Raw genomic sequence first — 24,241 nt, forward strand, 5'->3', positions numbered from 1 at the left:
TTGGGGGCTTTTACAACCCGATAACACAGCTAGCGATAATAGCGAAAGGCAATGGAATCTCATTTTATGAACTCCATTTTTAATTAATTTAGTTCCATTTTTTTACTGTGCAAGGGTTGCCTGCAGCCATACAATTGGCGGGAATATCCTTTGTAACAACACTACCAGCCCCAATTACTGCATCATCGCCAATACTGACACCAGGAAGAACAATACACCCGTAACCTATCCAAACATCATTGCCGATTGTAACCGGCTTGGCATTTACGTTATCAAGTTCATCAGGATGGCCTCGATTTGAAAGAGCATGGCCGCTACAGTCCATAATCACTGTATTGGGTCCAAAAATCACATTGTTTCCTATAGAAACTTTGTCATAAGCACAAATGGAAGTTCCTTGGAGCACACACCCTTTGCCAATGATTATCTTACCAAAAGGTCTGTCGTTAACTGAAACGCTAGTCAGCTTGGTGATACCCGAAGGAAAGGCAGGAAAGTTAGAAGATTCGATGTAACAGCCTGAATCGATGGCAATCACCCCACTCCTTTTGGGTAAACTTTCGAAGCCTTTAGAGCTGGCTTTAGTCAAGGTAATAGATGGGCACCCAGAAAATGTTACCCAATTATCCGCCCCAAAGTATTTGCTATATTGTTCCATTAATTGAATTTCAGATAATTCAGAATGATTATCTGGGCATAGTATTCTTTCAGAGTGATACATTTTGAGCTTCCTGCTTAAAATTATTAGGGATTTCCTGTACTAAACCACCATCCATGAGCAAAACTCGGTCAGCTGAAGCTATAGTTTCTGGGCGATGAGCAATCATCAGAATAGGAATATTGATTTCTTTAAACATCTGGCAGACAAACGACTCTGTATAGATGTCTAAGCTACTTGTCGCTTCATCCAGCACCAGAAGCTTAGGTTTCTTGTACAAAGCTCGCGCGATGAGGATTCTTTGTTTTTGCCCCCCGGAAAGACTTGACCCCATTTCACCTACCAGCGTGTGATAACCCATATTTAGGCGTTCAATATCATCATGAACACCAGCTTTACGAGCACATTCAACTAACCACTCTTCATCTAAGTCGCCAGTGAAGAACGTAATGTTCTCGATTATCGAACCACTAAACAGTTGATCTTCTTGAAGTACCGCTCCGACTTGAGTTCTAAGTGATTTAGAGACCGTCGACTTATTTCCAAAATAGTAAACGCCTCCAGAGGTAACTGAGTATATGCCCAGCAGAAGTTTCGATATCGTTGACTTACCACAACCTGATGGTCCGACTAACGCAACAATTTCATTATTTTTAACGCTAAAACTCGCACCGCTAAGAATAGGAGGTTGATCTTTTCCATAGGAAAAGTAAACATCGTCAAACTCGATGACATTATCACCCTGGCCATTAGTTTCAATAGGTTGCCCCATGACACCAGGAATGTTATCCGTCTCTTTTTCGGTTAAGACTATGTCCGCTAAACGCTCGTTGTACACAGATAACATCTTAAATTCGAAGTACTTATCTATTAGTGAACTAATGCTGGCAGAAAAACGCCCTTGATACGAAAGAAACGCCATCAACATACCGATAGTAAAGAACCCATCCAACACCAAATTTGCGCCAAACCAAAGAACACCCGCAGATACAAGGCTAACGATGGTCACATTCATTGTGTTATAGATCATCCCGAGCTTTTGCTCGTGTAACTGCGCATTTCTGCGATTAATGTTAAGATTTTTCCAAGCCGACTCTCGCCAAGGTAAGGTACCATTTACTCGCAAGCTCAATACACCGCGAACTGTCTCAATGAAATAGCTTTCTTCTTGAGTGCTGGCTTCCCAAGTATTTTCTTCAGCGCGTTTAAACGCGCCAAACCACGCAAACCTGAGTGCGATGTAACCTAACGCAGCGGCGATGGCAATTAGTGATAGTTGAGGACTGTAAACCAACATAACCGACAGCGTGCCGGCGACTAACACTAAGTCGAGCAGTGCTTGAATTGCGCTGGTTGTTAACGTCTGCTGAATGACATCCACGGCGGCAAATTTAGCACTGATACTCCCTATATCCCTTTTTTCAAACCAATCTATGGGTAACCGGAACAAGTGATGAAAAACATTCGCAGCCCACTGCATATTAAAGTTCACTGAGAGCTTGATGGTAGCCCATTGCTGGGCAAGACCGATCAGGGTTTGAGTCGCTGTTACCATCAGCATGGATCCGATGATGAGGACAAGAAGGTTTTTATCATACCCAACCAACACTTCATCAATCACGATTTGATTGAAGATGGGCAAAGTGAGGGCTAACACCTCCAATACTAAGGCGAAAACAAAAATCCGTCCTAGCGCCCCTTTTAGGCCAACTGTCTTACCGATAAGGGTTGATAACCGAACAGCTTTGCTTTCTACTTTTTCCTCGAAGTCATGAGTTGGTGTTAGCTCTAGAGCGATTCCTGTGAAATGTTTATTTACCTCATCATGACTCAGTGTCAATGCTCCATTCGCAGGATCGTGAATTTCAATTTTCTTCCCACTCACTTTCTTTAACACAACGAAATGATTTAGATTCCAGTGCAAAATACAAGGAGTGGTTAATTGTTCTAATTCATTTAGGTCTAAGCGCACCGCTCGACCCGAAAGATTGAGAAGTGCACCACACTCAATGAGCCGCGCAAACGACATCCCATGCTGAGTAATGCCACATTTTGCCCTCAACGACCTAAGATCGGTTTTGTACCCATGCCAATCGGCAACCATCGTTAAGCAAGCGATGCCGCATTCCGCCTTTTCTGTCTGTCGGATTAAAGGGAGTTTCTTCCCCCACCCCCAATCTATTAGCCCTTCTGCATTCATCGTTACATTCGCCCTTTAATGGTATACAAAGGCTCTAACAGCCACTCGTAAACCTTACGTGTATCCAGCTCAATATCTGCGGTCAATGTCATTCCTGACACAAACATTTGCTCCTCTCCATATACCGTGATGGTTGGTTTATCTAACTTGACTCTCACTTGGTACAAACCCACACCACCATGAGTACGAGAAAGTTGACTTTGTATAAGTGGGCTATTTGGTAACATCTCCGCAGAAACTGCAGATTTTGATATGGATGCGATAACGCCTTGCTGAACACCAAACTTTTCATAAGGGAACGCATCAAACCGTAAGCGTACATCTTGGCCCTCTTGAATAAAGCCTATGCTACGGCTGGGCGCGTAAAGCTCAACGACGACTGGTTCTTCACCCTCTGGAATAACAACAAGTAGAGGTTGACCTTTGTTAACTGAGTGGCCTTCCTTGACGAAAATTGACGCGACGACGCCGTCAATCGGTGATACAACCAGAGTGTCTGCTTGGTAAAAGTACTCGATTTTACTTTGAGCGATTTGTTGTAGCTGGCGGTCTATTTCCTGTAGAGCAATGTCAAGTTCCAACTGAAGTGTATCTTTCGTTTCTTCCAGCTTGGCCTTTTCTCTGACCAATCGTTGTAGACTAAGATGCTGTGTTTGTACCTTAGCTTCTAGTGTTATTAACTCGAGTCTTTGTCTTTGAAGTTCAATCGAAGAGATGAACTGTTTGTTGGCTAACACTTGCTGCTTATCAACTAGGCTTTGAGCTAGGCTTAGCTCTTGTTCAGATAAGTCGACGACAGTTTTCAGTATTCCTGCCTCTTCTGACAAGCGTACGAGGTCATCATCAACCATCTCTAGTTGATGTTGAGATTTTTCTACTTCTTTATTTCGACGTTCATTTAGCAGAGCAATCTGATTTTCAATGGTAGTAACAATACGTTTTTTTACACCCTGGCCAAACTCATCATATCTCTCGGTTTTGATCTCATATAATGGCTCGCCAGCGAGCACTTTTTGACCTTCGATGACGAATACATTTTCGGCGTATCCTTCATCGTTAGACTGTACCTTAACAATACCGCCAGTCGGACTTACCACTCCATTCAGTGTGTCTCTGCGAGTATATTCGGCAAAAACAACGAAAAAAATGATAGTCATCAGAACAAACACAGACGCACCTACAAATAAATACTGATTCAAAGAAGCATCGATTAAAATCGAGCCTTGATTGTCTGACTTCTGCGCCTCAAAATACTCTGGCCGATATAAATGCTTGGCTCTTGCTACCACGGGTAATCCTTCCCTCAACAATTGAGACTAAAGCTGCGTCACTGCAATTTCTTGTTGCCTATTTGAAATTAGCTTTGTATTAACTTTTTTAGCCGACAGGTCGACACCACACTGGCAAATCTTCGTTCGACACTTGGTTGGATTAGTAGGAAGCTCAATATTTTCATCATAAATGGAACCAATTGGCCCATCTTGCATGCACCAAGAGCGATAAATATCGCCGCTGAACGTCACGACTAAACTATCAATACCTGCGTAACAATCCCAGCCAACAAAATTAGTTTGATCATTGGCAATTAGGTCAAAGGTAGACAAATTCTTTGTTGTACCATCGGCATAATTAACTTCTAGTTCAGCCATTGAAGGAGGTAGTGTTTTAAGCTCCGGTCGGCCTCGAAAGTCTTTCATAATTTGTTCTTGTTCGGGGGTATAAGAATACTTCTTAGTAATCCCGCCATGTCCAAAGCCTTCAAAAAGTGGTTGAAGAGCAATAGAGCAACGAACTTCTTGTTTGAGTCGGTTAGCAAACTCGAAGCAATCATCAAATCGCTCAGGAACCATCATGACATTGACATGAAAACGCGTGGTTTGGGATGCTTCTAGAACTTTAGAGACCTCAATAAAATGAGATTTGCTCTTGGTCTCATCAATATGATAACTAAGACTCACTCCAGATAAATACTTAGCATTGGCTTGCCACCAAGAAACCTTTTTCGAGCCATTGGATACAATGCTTACTCTGCCATCATTCCCATGAATTGTTTTAGCAAGTTGACCGAATCTTCGAAAAAGAGTTACCTCACCACCACCGAATTCAAAATATGGAGTTAGTCCATAGTTTCTTGAATTAGCCATAATTTTTTCAACAAACTTCAACACCACTTCATACGATGGTGATTTTATAGAACCACTATTTAAGTCTAGGTGACAGTATCTGCAACTGTAGTTACAGATATTCATCAAAGCCCAATTTATATTAAAAGCTAAAAGCCTGCTCTTACACTCGATCATTAACACTTCCTATAGTTATGAGTAATAAAACTGACCAAGATAAACAAAAAGTAAAGAAGAAAAATTAAGCAAACAATGGATAGATATGGAAACGACAATTCCCAGCCATCTTTTTTTTACAGACCAAACTAGGTATGAAATGGAAAAAACGAAAAATGAAAAAAATGATACCACCCCCCAAAATGGAAAAACTAGGCTATGAATAGAAGATATAATAATTGCAACGATAATAGACTTGGTGTTTTTATTCTCGGTAAACCATCCTAACATCGAGACTAATACATATATAATAATCATTTCTAAAAAAGGTGAAACTAAACTTCCTCCTATTACGTCATAAAACGTAATATTTTCTGATGGAGATTCACTTTGAAAAACTTCGAAATAATCGAGAATTAGAGCCGTAAATATGGCCACGACGGCACATAATAGGAATGATTTTAGAATGTAAGAAACTACCGCTTGATTAGAGTTGTATAGAAACATATTTAGTCTAGTTCTCAACTTAAAAAATAGATAGGTAGGCTCAGAGGCCTACCTATAAAGATTTAGCATCGCCCGTGAGCCATTGCTCCGCCGCTTTGCATGGTGCAACCACCAGTATCACGACCTTGGCCACCATACGTTTGATTCGAACCTGTACGTGCTGGATTGTTAGAATATGAGGAAGAATTAGTTAACGCTCCCCATGCCAAGTTTCCTCCTACCCATTTAGCACCTTCCCAAGCTAATTTTCCAAGCCCATCACCACCGCCATCAACCAGGCAGATTTCTTCTTTGTTTAAGTTATACATAAGTTATTTCCTTATATTAAATTACAGTAAAAGAGTACTGTGCTCATAGAAACTATCTTGTTAACCAGCCCTTTTTCCTACCCAAAATCTCATCTGAGTATCCAAGCAAGTTTGGTAGCCATGTAATAGACTCTAATAGGGCTGAATATATTGGTGCTTTGATCACTTGCCGGTTTGATAATTCACTAGACAAATCAAAGTCTCTTATATAAGACTTCACCAGTAAAAAATAGACAAGTATATTGGCAACACCGATTACAATTGGAATCCAAATACCCGTTGCAACCATAAACCCAAACAAAATAATGCTAGATGGAAATATATACTGTGCCGTCGTAAGTAAAAACCAAGGAGATGCGCATAGACCTGCTATCCAATGTGTCTTCCAAGCTTCTGTATAAGCTTCTACTCGTCCCCGAGCCCAACGCCGGCGTTGATTAAACAATCCCTTTGCATCAGTTGGGCACTGTGTTGTTGCCTTTGCGTTAGGTGCATAGCCTGTTCGGTAACCGTTAGATATTGCCTTCCAGCACCAAGCAATATCTTCGACTAACCACTCGCTCCACCCCCCTAAGTTTTTCACAACTGAAGCTCGGTGGGCTACGAACGCGCCTGCTAATACTGGAACGCAACCAAGTTTGTCTTGCGCGGCTCTTATTGCGCCATAAAAGCTAATATGTTCATAGTGTTGCAGCTTACCTATAAAACTGTCTTTATGATTCTCTGGCGTGATATACCCACAAACAGCAGCGTATTTTTCATCGGACCAAAGCTTAGTGACCAATTCATAGATACCATTGGGCTCAATAAAAGTATCACTGTCTACAACGACATACACATCCCCGGAGGCTACGTCAAGATCTAGAACATGATCTAAGGCGAAGCCTTTCCTACCACCATTTACAGCCCTTTCAACGATTTGGAAATCATGCTTTACCTCGGTTTTAGCAATCCATTCTTTAACCCTACCTATTGCATTATTTGTAGAGCCGTCATCAATAACAATCACCTGAATTCGACTTGAATAGTTTTGTTCATTTAGCTTGCTCAATGCACATACTAAATGCTCTTCATTCTCATTATAAAAAGGTAAAAATACAGAAACTTCTGGGTCGTTTTCATTTTTGCACTTCGATTTTTTTAGTTTATAACACCCAAACAAAACTAGAGTCGTAATAAATGACAGTAAAGAAGTAGCAATTAATATTAATTCGATCACTTCAATCATAACCATCTCACTTATGACAAATAACTATTAATAAGCTGACTAACAGATTGATAGTCGTACTTTGTATTCAAGTGTCCTTGAAGCATAGTAAAGGATGAATATTTGGCCTTTCGTAAAGGAAACCCAATATAATTAATATTAAACCCCAAATTCTCTGCTTCTATGAGAACATTCTGACGAAACTCTTGATCATTAAAGCGAGTGATCATCCTACGCTCATCGCTTTTAAGCCGCTCCTTTAAACGACTAGCTTGTAGCAAATTTGAATCTGAATGATCCTCAACTCCTAGCTCTATTAACAAGTACTTATTTTCATATTCGTCAAGTAACCTCGAAAATTCTGACGAATATTCTCTTACTTGACTTGTTGTCAATTCGCCTTCCGAGTAATGATTGAGAGTGTCAATGAAATTAATAAGCCAGGATTCTATGAGTTCATGGTCATCCCATACGGCACCAACACCATTTGCCAATACATAATTACCGAAATCTGGCACAGCCGTAATGGTGCCAAAGTCCAAGAACCGGCCATCAACCGATATGTTCGAACTCGTCAAGGAACCATGTGGGATGCCTTTCACTCTGGATGCTGCAATCTGGCAAGACAAACGATCTATCATTTTATTAAGAGCATCTCCAAGGAAAGCGCCTTCAGCTCTACCCAACAACAACTTAGAGAGATAGGGCACAGCCTTTCTTACGCGATTCGCATCATTATCACGAAGATAACCATAACTTTCCTCTGGCCAAAAAAAGGTGCAACGCTCAAAATGGGCTGGGCGTACAGAAACTTCTCTGATAGCTAAGGCACAGTGTTTATCAGGTGAATCATTTAAGTACCCAAACTTGTGCTTTGTATTCGTCTTGATAATGGCTAACGTGCGTATCGCTCCGTAGGGCAAATGCTGATGGCAGATTTCGCCCCAAATCGCTTCACTGATTGCTTCATCAATAAACAACTTACCGTGTGAATGACTTTCAGACATATTTGCAGCTACTAGAGGGTTACGCCCAATACCCTTAATTTGGAAATGTCCATTTAATCCGCACCTAGCACTACCGCCATTGCATACCTCATGTCTCGAACCATACTGATCTGCCATGAACTGTTTTTTATCATTAGTTACCATCCTTGTTTTTTTGGTATAGCCCTTGGATACATAACTAAAGTTCTTAATCAGCTCGTCTTTAATAAAGTCCTCATCGAATTCGATATTATATTTTTGTATAAGTTCTTTATTAATCCAAACGACTTCTGTTCCATTTAGCTTATAGGCATCAAATGAAACAAAAGACTCTTCAGGCAAGTCATTGCCTATACATGGGGTGTTGTCTGTTCCAACTAACTTATATGTTTGTAGTAGTTCAGTACCCATAAATACTCCGTTTATTCGTTCTGGAAACATTTCCCTTGCTGTCCCGAATACAGATATTGACATCTTTCCTACTTATACTTGTGGATGACATTACAAACTTGTATAGCTCCTTTAGCTGACTTGCACTATTTCTTTCTACGAACCAATCGACAACTATTAAATTTACCCCTTCATTCCAGTTCATTGGACTGAGCGAAAACCTAGGCTGTGTCATATAATTTCTTAACGTCAATTCATCTACCCATGCCCATACAACGTAACCCGTGAAACCAACATCACTAGGTAATTTCAAAAACTTATACTGCCTATGAATTACCGCCGGTTTTATCCAGTGTAAAAACGAAGCCAAATTTAGCTCACTACGTTTATTACATTTAGCCATTACCTCTATAAATATGCCTAGTTCATGGGTAACTTCTACCTTTGACAAGGGCCCATAAGGTAATCCAGAAATTTGACTATTAAAAAATGAAACAGAACTATTTTTCATTACAACCTACAGAACTGGTTTTATTTAGTATTTCTACCACTAAACGCTATACTTTCAATTAACTCACCCGTATTAGTTATTTTCTTCGTATCACAACACACAAGAAATTGTTGATAAACATAATTATTGCAACGTTACGCGATATAAATGTAACCACTTGGCACTATTATTCGGTATTCTTTACTTTAAGGGTTGCCACCCTGCTCCCATTTCTTATCGCGTCCCTTGTACCACAAGCACTATCAGTCTTACTGATAAGGAATATCAAATTAACAAGTAGTGCCAGATTATTGAGATTTCCTTTAGATTATGACCAATTTAGAGGAGTAAAAACTTTAGTACTCACTTAGTGTACCACTACATGGATATAGCGTGTCTACTTGGCGATTGTGTCCAAACCATCTTACCGTGTTTTCTAAACCAAGTAAGGACAGTTTAGCGATCTTGGATACCATTGATAGATTGGGCTTGTTTATAGGTCATATCGCCTTTTTCGACAGAGGCTACAACCTGTAATTTAAAGCCCAATATATAATCACGTCGGGTGAGCTTAATGTAGGGTTGCTTGGTGTTATCATAATAAGTCCTTAATGTGTAAACACATTTCAGGACGAGACACGGAAAACAAAAAAGCCCGCAAGCTATTGCTTGCGGGCTTTCTATAGATGGTGCCCCGGGCCGGACTTGAACCGGCACAGCGCGAACGCCGAGGGATTTTAAATCCCTTGTGTCTACCAATTCCACCACCAGGGCACGCAATTCTTTGCGATGCCGTTTAGTACAGTAAACACCATCTTTTAATTTGGAGAGACGTGGCCGACTAGGTACACGAGGTTCGAACTCGTGACCTCAACCTTGGCAAGGTTGCGCTCTACCAACTGAGCTAGTGTCGCATTGCTTCTTGTGGGCTTTGCCCTTAAGACGAGATGTACTTTAACCGATTACAGAAATGAGTCAATGCGTTTTTTTAATGTTCTGATTTAAATGAACAAAACTCGATCAAGACGAAGAAATATCTCACATTTTTCAATCAATACATTTGCAATTTTCCTAGTCTTCTCATACTAAATGCCCAGCTCGGTGGCTGGGCTATAAAATATAAGCGTTTTATTGATTCAGCGATGACATCGCGTAATCAAGCTTCCGCTTTTTCAGGGTGTGCAGGCAGGCGGATTGAGATAATCGTTGTCAGTACCAAGAAGATCACCGATACCCACAAACATGCTGCCAACCCCGCATACTGATAAACCAAACCAGACAGCACGGTACCAATCAAGCGCCCCATCGCATTGGCCATGTAGTAGAAGCCGACATCCAGTGAAACACCGTCATCTTTGGCATAGCTCACAATCAGGTATGAGTGCAGTGAAGAGTTAACCGCAAACACCGCGCCGAAGATCAATAAGCCAACCACAATAGTAAACTCAGGCTGCCAGTTGAACTGCACGCCAAGGGCAACACCCATAGTGATAAGGCTCAGCGAACCGGCCCAACCCATCGCGGCACGACCGTCAGGCACTGTGCCTTTCGATTTACCGGTAATTTTCGGTGCGATACCCTGGACAAAGCCGTAGGCAATTACCCATAGGGCCAAAAAACCACCGACCATGGTATGGTCCCAATCAAACACCTGGCTTAGGTAGATTGGCAACGCGACAACAAACCAGACATCCCTTGCGCCGAACAGGAACATACGGGCTGCTGAGAGAATATTGATGCTCTCGCTTTTCGAGAAGATCTGCTTGAACTTGATTTTGTTCTTGGCCTTGCCCATGTCTTTTTCTAGTGACACCAAGCTCAGGATAAGTACCAACGCCAATAGCGCTGCCATAGCTAGAACTGCGCCTTTGAAGCCAACAACGGCCAACAGCAATCCGCCAATGAAGAAGCCCGCACCTTTGAGGGCATTCTTTGAACCGGTCAGGATAGCGATCCACTTGTACAATGCACCCTGCTTTTCATCCGGTACCAAGGTTTTGATCGCGCTCTTGGCGCTCATCTTATTGAGATCTTTGGCGATACCCGAAACCGCCTGCGCCAGCATCACCCAAGGTACAGTCAGATACGCCGATGGTACCGCTAGCATTACCAGCGCACCGACCTGCATCGCCAAACCTATATTCATGGTGCGGTTAAGGCCCAGCTTGGCACCCAGCCAGCCACCAATCAAGTTGGTAACGACGCCAAAAAATTCGTAGAACAAGAAGAGCGAGGCGATCTGCAGCGAGCTGTAACCCAACTGGTGGAAATGTAAGACAACCAACATACGCAATGCGCCGTCGGTAATGGTGAAGTTCCAGTAATTGAATGTCACCAGCATGTACTGGCGAACATCTTTGGAGAGGTTGGCAATAGCCGAAATCATGCAATAACTCACTCTACTGTTTGTTGCTGTGTACCGCTACATATTACGAAGGCCAGCCCCAATAACTGGGACTGGCCATTGGTACTGTGTTACTTACGCTAAACCAACCTTACGGATTAGCTCAGAAGTACGGGTTGCGTAACCCATTTCGTTATCGTACCAAGCGTACACTTTCACCATACGGTCGTTCACCACCATGGTTGATAGTGCATCAACGATGGTTGAGCGCTGGTCACCCTTGTAGTCGATAGATACCAGTGGACGGTCTTCGTAGCCTAGGATACCTGCAAGCTCGTTTTCAGACGCTTCTTTCAGTGCAGCGTTAACTTCTTCCGCTGTCACATCGCGGCCTAGGTCAAAGATGATGTCTGTTAGTGACGCATTAGCTAGAGGTACGCGAACCGCGTGGCCGTTAATCTTGCCTTCAAGCTCAGGGAAGATATCAATGATCGCTTTCGCAGAACCAGTAGTGGTTGGAATAAGGCTCATACCACATGCTCGGGCACGACGAAGATCTTTATGCGGCGCATCTAGGATAGTTTGCGTGTTTGTCAGATCGTGAATCGTCGTAAATGACGACTGCTCGATACCGAATTTCTCGTGGATAACCTTAACAACCGGGGCAATACAGTTGGTAGTACAAGACGCTGCCGTAACAATCTTGTGCTTGTCAGCATCAAACAGGTAATCGTTCACACCCACTACCACGTTCAACACGCTGTCATCTTTCACTGGCGCAGAAACGACAACACGCTTAACGCCTTGTGCTAGGTACTTGTTCAGGTATTCCATTTCACGGTGAACACCGGTTGCTTCTAGAACCACATCACAACCAGACCAGTCTACCGCATCGATATCGCGCTCTTGCGTACAGCGGATCACAGAATCTCCAATCTGCATCGATTGGCCATCAGAAGTGACAGCATGATGCCAGCGGCCTTGTACTGAATCGAACTCCATCAAATGAGCTAATGTTTTTGCGTCACCTGCCACATCATTGATTTGAACAAATTCCACTTCTTCCCAGTCAAACGCAGCACGCATCGCCAAACGACCAATACGACCAAAACCGTTAATGCCTACTTTGATAGCCATAATCCACTTTCCTTAAACCGTTAACTTTAACATATGATTTAGCATATATATGGTATGCCGCATATACTAGTCAGATCCGAACCGCTTTTCCAGATCTTTTTTCAATTAATTACTACTGTAACTGCCAAGGACACAGCCCGGTGACGTTAGGTACTGAGATAGGCGCTTTTCCTTCGCTTTCTGAGGGGGTCACAAGGCAAATTATAGTTATGCCATTGCCAAGCTACAGTCACGAAAGAGCAAGGAAATGACTGGATGGAAGAGAGAATGGCTGAGTAAATGGGAGAAACGACAGATACAAAAATGCCCTGCAAAGGCAGGGCATTCTATGAGTAAGGAAAGCCTAACGACAGTGACTTACTTGTACTGCTGGATGTAGTCGATATGCGGCTGACGCTGGAAGGCACCTGGGCGAAGTGCTTGGATCTTCTCGATTGTTGAGTTCAGTTCTGCACCGCGAGAAAGCATAATGCGTGCTGCAATCAAACCTGTGCGGCCAGAACCACCCATGCAGTGAACAGCAATCGCATCACCGTTATCCAACATGGCCTGAGCGGCTTTGTTAGCTTCAGGGAAGTTTGCATCAAACTGAGCACCCGGTGCACAGTCATCTTCGATAGGCAGGTGGAACCAACGCATACCTAGGCCACGACACTCTTCCGCCAAGGTTTCCAAACCACCTTCCGGTAGATCTTCTGGCTCAAGGGCTGTCAGTACTGCTGTTGCTCCAGCTTCTTTTAGTTGCACTAGCGAGTCGTGCAGAGAAACCTCTTTGGTACCTGGACATGGAGTCAGTAGCAGTTTGCCGCTATCTTCTAAAGGCAGGGTCCAGAATGGGTGTGTGTTTGACATATTTGCACCTATAAATAAGTAACTTACTTCTAATTAATCGTAAAACAAAATACTAGCTAACTTTGCTAAAGCCTGGCTTTTTGCGCTCTTCACGGTGGCTGAGTTTGATCTTCTCGTCGTTGATCATGCCCGGATTACCATTTCTCACGGTAGCAAGGATATGGCGAATCCAAACCGGCAATTGCTTAGCCAAATGATAAAAAATCCACTGCCCTTCCCGCTGGGTCTCCAGCACACCACCGTCACGCAGCAAGGCAAGATGGCGGGAGACTTTAGGCTGGCTCACGCCAAGCACATCGACCAGATCGCCAACGGTCAGCGCTTGCTCATCTTCAATCAACATCAAGATACGCAGGCGTAGCGGATCGCTAAGCACTTTAAATAATTCAACCGGGCCAATCACCGAATCGTGCTCTTCACCGTTCAGCATCAGAAACAATGCCATACGACTTTCCAAGCCGTCTAAGGTGTCACGAAAAGGTTGATCGCCGCTCTGTGGCTTGGGATCTTTAAAATCCCAGTGAAGGAGTGCGTCTGAGTCAGGGAACAAGGCACATTCATTACTGGCCTTGTCGCAAAGGGTGATAACGGTATCAAAGTGCTGCCCTTCAAGATCAGCAGCCGAACAACTCTTTAAGTTATCGCTATTGATGCCGCGCTCGGCCAATACACGGTAAACACGAGGATCCACTTCCTCTGGTGCCATCCCTGCACTAACAACTTGGTAATGCTCACCCGCCATGTGCCGCAAAGCGGCTTCTGCTAACTGAGAACGGGCTGAGTTTCCGGTACATAAAAATAAGATGCGTTTCATGTGACTCGCGGCAGCAAATAATACATATGGAAAGCATTATATATGCTTTCCATTATATGTAAATCCCCGCGTAATGAATCAGTCAGGCGCTTATTAGGTAAGTTCAGACGCTAAAATGGTAAGTTTCTGAAGCAGCTGCTATTGGCGTTACAGCGTATTAGCCAGCACCCACTCACTGATTTTCGCCGCGACAGCAGGATGATTGAGCAAATCGAGGTGATCAACCCCACCAACAACCCATTTATGTTCAGCTGGATAGTTCAGCGCCAGCACCCCTTTCGAGCTCTCTGCCAGCGCACTGGATACAGGCACCAGCCCATCCCCCAACTTGCGGTTGTTTTCATCCTGAATGTTCTTGCCAAGGCAAGACGCAATAGCATAACACTGAACCGTATCAGGCAACGTAGGCCGTTGGATCAACGCCGTGCCAGTGGCTGTGTCCTGATCCGCTTGTTTGAAAGGAATTGTCGGTGCCTGCCAGTCCTCATGAACAATGTAACCCCGGCTGAGATCCTTACTGCCACTACTGCGAATCTCCCCCAGTTTTTGCAAAAACTTCAGCTGAGGTGTATCTGCCACTTGTTCATCAATCCAACAAGCTAGCTTCGCCAGTGGTGCACCATTATGCGGTGTCCCCAAAGTAATAAAGGTACGGAGCACCTGCAGCCACTGTAGCTGGTTAATGCCGGCATAGTAACAGGCACTGCGCGTTACCAAACCGCCCATGCTATGGCCGATGATCACCAGCTCTTTGACCTCACAAGGCCAAGCCTGCAAGAGCTTTTCCAGCCTGAAGGCAAACTCTTCACCATTGAGGGAGATATGGTTGCCGGTGTTGTACCACAGGTAGATAGGGGTATAGCCCGCATTGATAAATTGCTTACCGTGATCGTGGCCTTTCCTGACCCAACCTTTATCAGCCATACACCAGCCATGGACACACAATACGATACGCCCCGACGCATCAGGGATCTGGCGCTCAAGCGCTTCGGCATCATCGCTTAAATGCTGGGTATGATCAGTGAATACCATAGGTATGGCGAAACGACTGTTTCTGTGCAGTAAATGGTCACCAACCAAACCATTGAAACTTGCTAGCAAAGCATCCCCTTGAGCTGGCGGCAATCCGTGCTCCAGCAACTCAACCACCCGTTGTTTGGCAAACTCCGAGTTTTCTATCACTTTGCTAGAAATATCTTCCTTGAGGCTTTTGAGCTTTTCGCTCCATTCGTTTTTAGAAATCATTACTACCTCAAATAAATACCATCTATTTATCTGATATTAAGCATATGGATTAGAATTAACAACCGATTTTAGCAGGGAGAAGAAAGGTAGATATTTAATCTTAATTAGATAATTAAGAAACAAATATATAGTTAGAAGTAACAGATTATAATAGAATAAATAATTAGAATATTCATACTAACTTTTAGATAAAAATAAAAGACACGATAAAAGTATTACTATCGTGCCTTAAAGGTTAAGATAAACTATTTATGCCACACAATCTTTCAGCTTGGAAATATTCGTTTCGCTAATAGATATATCATCCAATATCATGTCAGCTGCTTTTTCACCAATCATGATGGTAGGTGCATTCGTATTACCACCAACCAAGGTTGGCATAATCGACGCATCCACAACACGCAGCCCTTTCAACCCATGAACACGCAGTCTATCGTCGACTACAGCTTGGTCATCATTGCCCATTTTACAGGTGCCAACCGGGTGATAAATCGACTCCGCCTTGCGCCTGATAAACTCTTCTAACTGCGTATCAGTTTGTACTTCCTTACCCGGGAAGACCTCTTTGCCGCGGTAATGATCAAACCCAGCCTGTTTCAATATCTGCCGTGACAACTTGATCGCCTTAAGCATGACTTCCATGTCTTCGGGATGACTGAGGTAATTCGCGGTTATACGTGGCGGCTCTAGCGGATCTGCACTGACCAGCTCCAAGCTGCCTCGGCTTTTTGGTCTTAGATTACAAGCATGTAACGAGTAACCATGCTTCACCGTTTGCCATAAATTCAGCCCATGGTTATCCAGGTAGCACGGAGAGAAATGGAACTGGACATCCGGTTTATCAAGCTCAGGAGATGTTTTGGCAAACCCTCCAGCCTCAGCAATATTGGTCGTAAAATTACCCTTTCTAAACAATAGGTAATCGAAGATTCCTTTGATTGCCCTAGTTAGAGCAACAGGCGAAAAACCGACAGAATGGAAAGTACGCTCACGGGTTACAACCAGCACATCAAGGTGATCTTGGAGGTTCTTGCCGACCCCTGGTAGATGGTGTTTTACCTCAATACCATGGGCTTCGAGTTCTTGCTGGTCCCCGACACCAGAGAGCATCAGCAACTGTGGGCTATTGATTGCGCCGCCACTTAGAATAACCTCTTTGCTCGCCAAAACCTGATGTTGCTGGCCGCCTTTTAGGTACTCAACCCCTGTTGCTTTACCCTCTTCAATCAGTACCTTAGTTGTGGTTGCATCAGTAATAACCGTCAGGTTTGAACGCGGCTCGGCTGGGCGAAGGTAAGCCACTGCCGAGCTACAGCGCTGGCCATTTTTTTGCGTCACTTGGTAATAACCGACTCCTTGTTGTTCCTTGCCGTTAAAGTCAGTGGTGATGTTATGGCCTGCCTGTGCTGCCGCCTTGAGGAATGCATCAGAAAGCGGGTTATTTATCCGCAAATCAGACACATGTAATGGGCCATCAACACCGTGATAGTCATCGCCCCCCCGCTCTTGGGTTTCTGATTTCCTGAAATACGGCAGTACTTCATCATAGCTCCAGCCTTTATTACCCAGCGCTGACCACTCATCATAGTCACTAGCATGGCCGCGGATGTAGCACATGGCATTGGATGAGGAGCTTCCTCCCAAGGTCTTGCCCCGAGGCCAGAACAGTTGGCGGCTTTGCAGGTTCGGTTCTTTGTCGGTGTAGTAGCGCCAGTTCATTTTCTTAGAGTGCATCATGCCGATAATGCCCAACGGAACATGGACAACCGGACTACTGTCTTTTGGGCCGGCCTCAATGAGACAGACTTTTAAAGAAGGATCAGATGATAGTCTATTTGCAAGCACGCATCCTGCCGAACCCGCCCCTACAATAATGAAGTCATACATAGCTTTCCCTCAATAGAATAATCCTTGTTCAGCCAGCCAATTAATAATTCCAGTCTTTATCATCTATTTTTTGTTTCATTTAATCATAGTGTATTTTAATTCTGATTGGGCAAATACCTCACAGATTATGAATTATTTCATCACTGAAAATTAAATAGTGATCCATATTAAACTTTTTGCATTCAATAGGAGACATGACCTCAGACCAGTGCAAATATGTATTGGCTAAAGGAATACAGCATTTTCTGAATTCATTAAACCTAACGGTTTTCTCTTGTCCATTTACTGGGCGCAAAGAGTTTTCATCTTTTATCTCGGCACACTGTTTTGTGCTGGCTAGGAACAAGTAAAGGAACACATCATGGCAGATCTAAAAGCGAGTTTTGAACAAGCTCAAGTTGACGTAAAAGCATTGACTAAACGCCCATCTAACGACGAGCTACTAGCACTATACTCGCTGTTCAAGCAAGCAACTGAAGGTGACGTGAAAGGCAAGCGCCCTGGCATGTTTGACTTCAAAGGCGGCGCGAAATACGACGCGTGGGAAAAACTAAAAGGTATGGATGCAGAAACGGCGATGCAGCAGTATGTCGACAAAGTCGGTGAGCTGACTGCCGCTTACGCATAAGCCTCATACAACTCGCTCCCAACTTTTATGAAAGGTCGCATTGCGGCCTTTTTTTGTTTATGTGTGCCCTCCTCCGCCAGTCTTTGAAAAACAATCAGTTACAACTAAAAAAACCAGAACCACTTTCGCGGTTCTGGCTTTGCAAGGTTTAAACAGCAGTACTATCTTGCGAGTAATCTTGGCTAACTAGCTAGCGCTCTTGGCCTTTCTCACTCTCACTTTGCGAGGTGCAGGGCTGATTTCGTCCTGGTTAGTCGCAGGGGTTTCCGGGTCAATATCGACAGTGGCTGATAGCATTTCGGTCAGTTTTGCCAACTGCTTTTCAAGCTCCTCCACTTTACGCTGCTTTTCCTGATAAAGCCTTTCGAACTCATCATCTTCTGGTGTCAACGACTCCTGCGCCGCTTCAACAGCCAGTTCGACCGCCAACGACTCATCATGCTGATAACCAAGCTGCTCGGCAACAGCCTGTGCCGCCGTTTCCATCACTTCCTGCTCAATCTCGGCAAAGGCATCACACATGTAGTCGGTGATCACCTCGAAGCCCGGTAGCGACTGGTTACAGGCCACCAACGAGAAGTACATAGTGTCGGCATTACTGAAGAAGGTAATGTTCAAGGTTTGGCCCGGCATCAGCAAAGATACAGGGTACTGCTCGCGGACCTTGGCACCCATGAAGTAAAGCTCTTCTTTGGCACCTGGTACATTGGAGATAAGGAGGTTACTGGCTGGAGGTATGAAGTTATTCAAACCAAATTTACCGCTGAACAGTGAAACACCATTTACCAGCAACGAGTAGTTGATGTAAGCATCTGGCGAAATATTCAGGGCTTCGTTTTTCAGATCCGTTGTTGCATGTTGGATAGACTCAAGGCGCTCAAGTGGAGACAAGCCTTGTTTACCCAGCTCAACGTGACCAATCGACATCTTGTTGCCCGATTTTCCTTCATCCCCTTTGGCGCGCAAGTTGATAGGCATCATCGCCACCAATGGCTTACGGATTGGGATCGCCCTGTCGTTCAGGTAACGGTTCAGCGCGATATCACTGATGGTGAACAGAATATCGTTCATCGACGCGCCAGTGATGCGGCTAATGTGTTTCAGCTGCTTGATAGAAAAATGGCCTAGGCTAACCGCACGGCTGCGCTTTGGGCTCAGGTTAAAAGGCGTTTTCGGTGCAGTAAACGGTACTTTCAAGTCGCAATCAGCAATGTTCACCGCTTTTAGTGCCAATTTACTGCCTAACCTGAACATTGATGGGATCAGGGAAATCTGCTTGGTCGCTGCCACGGCTGTTTTCATCACCATATCGGTAAGGTGGGATTCTTCACGGCGCTGACGCGATGTTTTTCTTAAATCACACTGCCAGATTGGCTTACTGAATGACTCTTCAACTGAAGTCGAACAGCTTTGAGTAAAGATCTTACTGGCGCGAACACCATCAGCCATCGAATGATGGATCTTCAGCACTAGCGCCACGCGGTTATTTTCAAGCCCGCCGATCACCCACACTTCCCACATCGGGCGGCTACGATCCAGCACCTGGCTGTGCAAGCGACCCACTACCTGCTGCAACTGCTGCTCGTTTCCCGGGGACGGAAGCATGGTAATACGCAGGTGATCTTCCAAATTAACGTGGTTTACCGTGGTCCAGCTCGGGCGGCCTGTCAGTGACCAGTTAAGCTTCCAGTTAAACGGTGGCACCATTTCCGGCTGCTGCAGGAAACTGGCATAGAGTTCTTGGGCATAGGTCCCGGCATGCTCTTCTGGCGGATCAAGAATGACCAAGCCAGTAACATGCATAGGGGTTTTTGCCGTTTCAAAGGCAATGAAGCTGAAATCCAGCAGAGACAAACTCGGCATAAATCTAATCCTTTCTTGCGGTGTGGCATGGTCTGACGGGTGAGCATTAACTCCTGACTTGATAACTTGCTGGGGCTAATGCCACCCAATCAAGGTCTGTCCCTTTGCCATTGTCGCTATTGTGTAAATTCCGTTACTTCGACTTTTCAGCCAGCTTTTCTACCATCTCTTGAAGACGGTCCACTTTATCTTCGAAATTGCTAAAACGATCGCGGTCGATACCACAAGTTGCGTTGAAAGCATGATTGAATTGCGACTCAGCCTGACCGAACAGACCACGCTTGGTATCTTTAATTCGCTCAACCATTTCAGTTTCCACTTCGCTGCCTTTGGAAACCAAATCTTGGATTTGCTTGCTTACTATGTGCTGCGCCATACCTACTTGCTCAGTTCCTTTGCTGTATGCGCCTAGGCCAGCCCAAATCACAGTACGGACAGAAGACTCACCCATCTGGGTGGCCGATTTTACAGTGCCAATAATTTTCTTAGGAGTAATCATCACTTTATCCTCAATAAATCAGAGAAATATCTTTTTCGATGCTTAAACCCTACCAATTAGAATTAGATCAATCTTTCTAATTCAACCAAGGAATTGGTAAGCAGCTCACACAACGCCCTGCCGGTAAGAATCACTGGTTTCATGGTATGCCTACACATTAGCAATGCCGATTGCGCATACACGTGACTAAAGTCCCAAAACCACACACTAGACAAAATTTGGGGCTTTTTTGTCCAAAAATAGAGTGAACGCTCTAAGTTCAGGCGCAACAATGAGGGGATAACAACAATAAGAACATATATGAATAATATCGAACAAGGAATGCACTATGTCAGTTTTAGAAATCGTAGATTCATCATACCCAAACCCATCCCTTGAAGCGTCTGACTCCACAACGAAAGCTCCCGCAAAAGTTATCGCTAAGCCAGACGATCTGGTTGATCAAATCATTGCTACTGTCGGTAAGAACATTGTCCTTGGCGCCCCACTAGCCATCGGTAAGCCTGTTAGCTTTATGAATGCGCTGTACCAACGAGCGAAGAAAGACCCAAGCATCAATCTGCGGATCGAAACCGGGATCTCTTTAGAAAAGCCAATCGGCAAAAGCAAAATTGAACGCGGCTTCCTAGAACCCTTCGTTGCCCGCGAGTTTGAAGATGTCCCTGATCTTGACTACATCATGGATCTGCGTGCTGGCAAAGTCCCTAGCAACATCACTATCAGTGAATTCTTCTTCAAAGCCGGTAGCTTTATGAATTCACCACAGCAGCAAAACTACACATCTACCAACTACACCCATGCTGTTCGTGACTTGCTGGATAAAGGGGTCAACGTCATTGGCCAATTGGTCGCTGCACGCACTGTTGACGGTGTAACGACCTACAGCCTATGTAGTAACTCTGATCTGGCTTTAGATCTTATCCCTGAAATAGATAAGCTAAAAGCAAAGGGCACGCCGATTGCTATCATTGGCGAAGTAAATAGCAACATGCCTTTCATGCAAAACCATGCTGAAGTGGCGAGCTCTGAGTTCGATTTCATCCTAGATGGTAACAGCCTGCCTGATCACAAAGACTACCAACTGTTTGCTGCTCCGCATGCCAGCATTTCTGCGGAAGACCATATGATCGGCCTCTACGCCAGCGCCTTGATCAAAGACGGCGGTACCCTTCAAGTGGGGATCGGCTCCCTTAGTAGTGCCCTCTCCTACAGCGCCCTTGTTCGCCACCAGCAAAACCGCATGTATAACAAAATGCTGTCTGAGCTGAACATCTACGAAAAATTCCCTGTCTGCAAAGAAGTGGGTGATACAAGTACCTTCGAGAAAGGCCTCTACGGCTGTAGTGAGCTAATGGTCGATGGCTTTGTCCACCTTTACCGTGCCGGTATCCTCAAGCGTGAAGTATTTGAAGACCTAACGATCCAGCGCCTGCTCAACGATGAAATGATCACTCACGAAGTGACGGTAATGACCTTATTGGCACTGCTTGAGCGTGAAGCGATTTCTGCCGAGCTAACCGAAGCAGACGTTAAGTACCTCAAGCGCTTTGGTATTTTCAACGACAAAGTAGAGTTTGTAGACGGCAAACTGAAAACCACCGATGGCACCAGTAAAGCTAATATCCAAGACAAGGATGCCCTTGAGTGGATCACTAAATACGCACTAGGCCAACGCCTAAAAGGCGGTACAGTGATGCACGGTGCTTTCTTCATCGGCCCGAAAGATTTCTACCAAGAGCTGAACAACTTTACCCAGGAAGATCACGACAAGTTCTGCATGACCAGCGTGAACTATGTCAATGACCTGTATGATCACTTCCTTGGTAGCCAGCAGCTTAAACAGGCCCAGCGCCAGCATGCCCGCTTTATGAACTCGGGCATGATGGTCACCTTAGATGGTTCGGTCGTCTCCGATGCGCTGGAAAACGGTCAAGTGGTCAGTGGCGTTGGCGGCCAGTACAACTTTGTTGCCCAGTCAGGCCAAATGCGCGAATCCCGCTCTATTATCAAGATCCGTAGCTGCTCTTTCCGTAACGGTAAGCTGCGCTCGAACATCCTATTCAACTATGGCCATAACACTATTCCACGCCAGTTGCGAGATATCGTGGTTACTGAGTACGGTATTGCCAACTTGCGTAGTAAACCAGACCACGTGGTATACACCGAGCTTATCAAGATTGCCGACTCGCGCTTCCAGCAGCAATTGCTAGAAGAAGCCAAAGCAGCCGGAAAAGTGGCCAAGGATTACCAAATCCCGAAAGAGTATGCCAACAACACGCCAGAAGCGATTCAGGCTTTCTACAAGAAGTACACTGACCAGGATATTTTCGGCCCATTCCCATTTGGATGTTGCTTCACCGACCAAGAATTGAAACTGGGTAAAGCGCTGAAGGCGCTGAAGTCTAAATGTGCGACGCCTACTGGCAAGCTGAAAGCTATCGCCCAATCGTTGTCGGCTCCAAAGCCTGGCCATGATATTGATATTCTGCTCAAGCGCGTTGGCCTTGATAAACCGGAAAACCTACAAGAAAAAATCACACGCAAACTGGTGATCGCTGAACTTGTGAAGTGATCATCGCGTAAATAAAGGCTGGGCCACTTCTGTGGCCCAGCCTTGTTACATTAAGAAAAGCAAACAAGCAAAGAGGTGTTCAATGTCGAAGAAAAGCAAGGAAATGGCACTATGCCCGTACGCTGCAGTGTGGGGCTGTCCAAAGTGTCCGGTCAAGAGAATCTGCCCAGGAAAGACGACAATTGGCGACCAGCCGATAAAACGTAAGCAAGAAGCAGACGTCGACGCAGACAAATAAAAAGAATCCCCTCCCGGAGGCTGCCCTACCAGCTTCCGGGAGCATTCAGCCTAGGCTATCCCTAAAGAGTTATTCATACACTAGTCCCCTCTTGTACTATTTCACCATGACTGTCTCATACGTTGTAAACCGCTAAAACTCTTATTGTTTCTTCTAGCACATCATTTCCATTCCTGACTATGATTTAAATAAAACCACCGAAATTCCAATAACCAAATCAGACGCGGTGGGATAAATAGTGGGGGGAGTTATGGAAGTGATGAAAGCCATTCTGTTCGGCATTATATTGTCATTGACCGTCGGGCCAATAGCCATTTTAGTACTCAATAATGGGATGCATCATGGCTACATGGCAGCCGTTCGCAGTGCTGCGGGCGCAGCACTGGCTGACTATTGCTATGCGTTGGTAAGCTTCGTGACCGGCAGCCTATTGATCAGTAAACTCGATCAGTACCACTACCAAATCATCCTACTGTCTTCTTGGGTACTCATTTTCATGGGCTTCTATATGATGTTCAATGCCATGAAAAACACTAAGCTCCTCGCTAGGGTACACCGTCCGACAAAAAAATTAGGCTTTCGTTCTGCCTTTTACCTGACACTTGCCAACCCGATAGCCATCATTGCGCTCTCTGCATTTATCGGCCATTCCACCGAGCAGGTAGACTTACTGTTTGCCATGCAACTTGCCGGAGCCGTGTTTGTGGGTAGTTTAATTGTCCAATGCTTGCTTGCCATTTCTGGTTTTGCGCTAAAAGATGATGACAGCATTACCTTCCCGTTTTATTTGCAGTTACTGGGCGGTTTGCTGATTTGCCTATTTGGGGTGAATAACTTTATCGAGCTGGCTGGATGAAAAGCAACAAAAAAGGCCTAGCGTTGCCGCTAGGCCTTCAATGATGGAGGCGCGTCCCGGAGTCGAACCGAGGTCCACGGATTTGCAATCCGCTGCATAGCCACTCTGCCAACGCGCCAAATTTTGCCAAACGTACCTATTTAGCTATCACTATTAGGTCGCTTGTTTGGTTGCTACCGCCCAAAGGCACCAGAACCGAAATAATGGAGGCGCGTCCCGGAGTCGAACCGAGGTCCACGGATTTGCAATCCGCTGCATAGCCACTCTGCCAACGCGCCAAC

At 44.8% G+C, this 24,241-nt stretch carries 19 protein-coding genes and 4 tRNA genes; 3 read left to right on the forward strand and 20 right to left on the reverse strand.

From position 1 onward, the window contains the following. Window positions 1–88 precede the first annotated feature (88 nt). The 16 genes from R2X38_RS09120 to R2X38_RS09190 form a co-directional block, all read right to left on the reverse strand. On the reverse strand, window positions 89–721 hold the full coding sequence (locus R2X38_RS09120; protein ID WP_317521924.1) for an acyltransferase: 633 nt from the start codon (window positions 719–721) through the stop codon (window positions 89–91). Beyond that, a complete protein-coding gene (locus R2X38_RS09125) occupies window positions 708–2,858 on the reverse strand; it encodes a peptidase domain-containing ABC transporter (RefSeq protein ID WP_317521925.1) in 2,151 nt (716 codons plus the stop codon). The genes R2X38_RS09120 and R2X38_RS09125 overlap by 14 nt, the downstream gene beginning before the upstream one ends. Window positions 2,859–2,860: 2 nt before the next feature. Continuing rightward, window positions 2,861–4,147 carry an HlyD family secretion protein gene (locus tag R2X38_RS09130; protein ID WP_317521926.1) on the reverse strand — a complete coding sequence of 429 codons (1,287 nt, stop codon included), beginning with the start codon at window positions 4,145–4,147 and terminating at the stop codon, window positions 2,861–2,863. Window positions 4,148–4,174: 27 nt separating this feature from the next. Further along, window positions 4,175–5,158 carry a radical SAM protein gene (locus R2X38_RS09135; RefSeq protein ID WP_317521927.1) on the reverse strand — a complete coding sequence of 328 codons (984 nt, stop codon included), beginning with the start codon at window positions 5,156–5,158 and terminating at the stop codon, window positions 4,175–4,177. Window positions 5,159–5,706: 548 nt separating this feature from the next. Next, window positions 5,707–5,952 carry a hypothetical protein gene (locus R2X38_RS09140; RefSeq protein ID WP_317521928.1) on the reverse strand — a complete coding sequence of 82 codons (246 nt, stop codon included), beginning with the start codon at window positions 5,950–5,952 and terminating at the stop codon, window positions 5,707–5,709. 52 nt (window positions 5,953–6,004) lie between these two features. After that, on the reverse strand, window positions 6,005–7,180 hold the full coding sequence (locus tag R2X38_RS09145) for a glycosyltransferase family 2 protein (protein WP_317521929.1): 1,176 nt from the start codon (window positions 7,178–7,180) through the stop codon (window positions 6,005–6,007). 11 nt (window positions 7,181–7,191) lie between these two features. Next, window positions 7,192–8,556 carry an MchC protein gene (locus R2X38_RS09150; protein ID WP_317521930.1) on the reverse strand — a complete coding sequence of 455 codons (1,365 nt, stop codon included), beginning with the start codon at window positions 8,554–8,556 and terminating at the stop codon, window positions 7,192–7,194. Then, entirely contained in the window at window positions 8,546–9,046 is a 501-nt protein-coding gene (locus tag R2X38_RS26790; protein ID WP_411184904.1) for a toxin-activating lysine-acyltransferase, read from the reverse strand. Before R2X38_RS26790 ends, R2X38_RS09150 begins: the two co-directional genes overlap by 11 nt. 666 nt (window positions 9,047–9,712) lie before the next feature. After that, window positions 9,713–9,799: transfer RNA gene (locus tag R2X38_RS09155), tRNA-Leu, on the reverse strand. 64 nt (window positions 9,800–9,863) lie between these two features. After that, a tRNA-Gly gene (locus tag R2X38_RS09160) sits at window positions 9,864–9,937 on the reverse strand. A gap of 244 nt (window positions 9,938–10,181) precedes the next feature. Then, window positions 10,182–11,411: an organoarsenical effux MFS transporter ArsJ gene (arsJ, locus tag R2X38_RS09165; RefSeq protein WP_317521931.1), complete on the reverse strand. Its 1,230-nt coding sequence runs from the start codon at window positions 11,409–11,411 to the stop codon at window positions 10,182–10,184. Between the two features lie 93 nt (window positions 11,412–11,504). Then, entirely contained in the window at window positions 11,505–12,506 is a 1,002-nt protein-coding gene (locus R2X38_RS09170) for an ArsJ-associated glyceraldehyde-3-phosphate dehydrogenase (protein ID WP_317521932.1), read from the reverse strand. Window positions 12,507–12,863: 357 nt separating this feature from the next. Further along, window positions 12,864–13,358 carry a dual specificity protein phosphatase family protein gene (locus tag R2X38_RS09175; protein ID WP_317521933.1) on the reverse strand — a complete coding sequence of 165 codons (495 nt, stop codon included), beginning with the start codon at window positions 13,356–13,358 and terminating at the stop codon, window positions 12,864–12,866. A 52-nt stretch (window positions 13,359–13,410) separates the two neighbouring features. Then, the gene (locus R2X38_RS09180) at window positions 13,411–14,172 is read right to left on the reverse strand and encodes a metalloregulator ArsR/SmtB family transcription factor (RefSeq protein ID WP_317521934.1); all 762 of its coding nucleotides are present in this window, start codon (window positions 14,170–14,172) and stop codon (window positions 13,411–13,413) included. 147 nt (window positions 14,173–14,319) lie between these two features. After that, complete coding sequence (locus R2X38_RS09185) at window positions 14,320–15,417, reverse strand: alpha/beta hydrolase (protein ID WP_317521935.1); 1,098 nt, start codon at window positions 15,415–15,417, stop codon at window positions 14,320–14,322. A 249-nt stretch (window positions 15,418–15,666) separates the two neighbouring features. Next, window positions 15,667–17,304: a choline dehydrogenase gene (locus R2X38_RS09190; protein WP_317521936.1), complete on the reverse strand. Its 1,638-nt coding sequence runs from the start codon at window positions 17,302–17,304 to the stop codon at window positions 15,667–15,669. 361 nt (window positions 17,305–17,665) lie between these two features. On the opposite strand from R2X38_RS09190, the gene R2X38_RS09195 reads away from it, so the two are divergent. Then, window positions 17,666–17,932, forward strand: a complete 267-nt coding sequence (locus R2X38_RS09195; RefSeq protein WP_317521937.1) for an acyl-CoA-binding protein — start codon at window positions 17,666–17,668, stop codon at window positions 17,930–17,932. A gap of 186 nt (window positions 17,933–18,118) precedes the next feature. Here R2X38_RS09195 and R2X38_RS09200 read toward each other — a convergent pair whose 3' ends face one another. Both R2X38_RS09200 and R2X38_RS09205 read right to left on the reverse strand, forming a co-directional pair. Then, window positions 18,119–19,795 carry a wax ester/triacylglycerol synthase family O-acyltransferase gene (locus R2X38_RS09200; protein ID WP_317521938.1) on the reverse strand — a complete coding sequence of 559 codons (1,677 nt, stop codon included), beginning with the start codon at window positions 19,793–19,795 and terminating at the stop codon, window positions 18,119–18,121. A 133-nt stretch (window positions 19,796–19,928) separates the two neighbouring features. After that, window positions 19,929–20,294 carry a phasin-related domain-containing protein gene (locus R2X38_RS09205; RefSeq protein ID WP_317521939.1) on the reverse strand — a complete coding sequence of 122 codons (366 nt, stop codon included), beginning with the start codon at window positions 20,292–20,294 and terminating at the stop codon, window positions 19,929–19,931. 328 nt (window positions 20,295–20,622) lie between these two features. Between R2X38_RS09205 and R2X38_RS09210 the strand changes: the two genes are divergently transcribed. Further along, a complete protein-coding gene (locus tag R2X38_RS09210; protein ID WP_317521940.1) occupies window positions 20,623–22,866 on the forward strand; it encodes an acetyl-CoA hydrolase/transferase C-terminal domain-containing protein in 2,244 nt (747 codons plus the stop codon). 488 nt (window positions 22,867–23,354) lie between these two features. Continuing rightward, on the forward strand, window positions 23,355–23,960 hold the full coding sequence (locus R2X38_RS09215) for a LysE family transporter (RefSeq protein WP_317521941.1): 606 nt from the start codon (window positions 23,355–23,357) through the stop codon (window positions 23,958–23,960). Window positions 23,961–24,004: 44 nt separating this feature from the next. Here R2X38_RS09215 and R2X38_RS09220 read toward each other — a convergent pair. Together R2X38_RS09220 and R2X38_RS09225 are read right to left on the reverse strand one after the other, a co-directional pair. Then, a tRNA-Cys gene (locus R2X38_RS09220) sits at window positions 24,005–24,078 on the reverse strand. 86 nt (window positions 24,079–24,164) lie between these two features. Beyond that, window positions 24,165–24,238, reverse strand: a tRNA-Cys gene (locus R2X38_RS09225). Between the last annotated feature and the right edge of the window lie 3 nt (window positions 24,239–24,241).

The sequence above is a fragment of the Photobacterium rosenbergii genome, assembly GCF_033022775.1.
GTDB lineage: Bacteria > Pseudomonadota > Gammaproteobacteria > Enterobacterales > Vibrionaceae > Photobacterium > Photobacterium rosenbergii_A.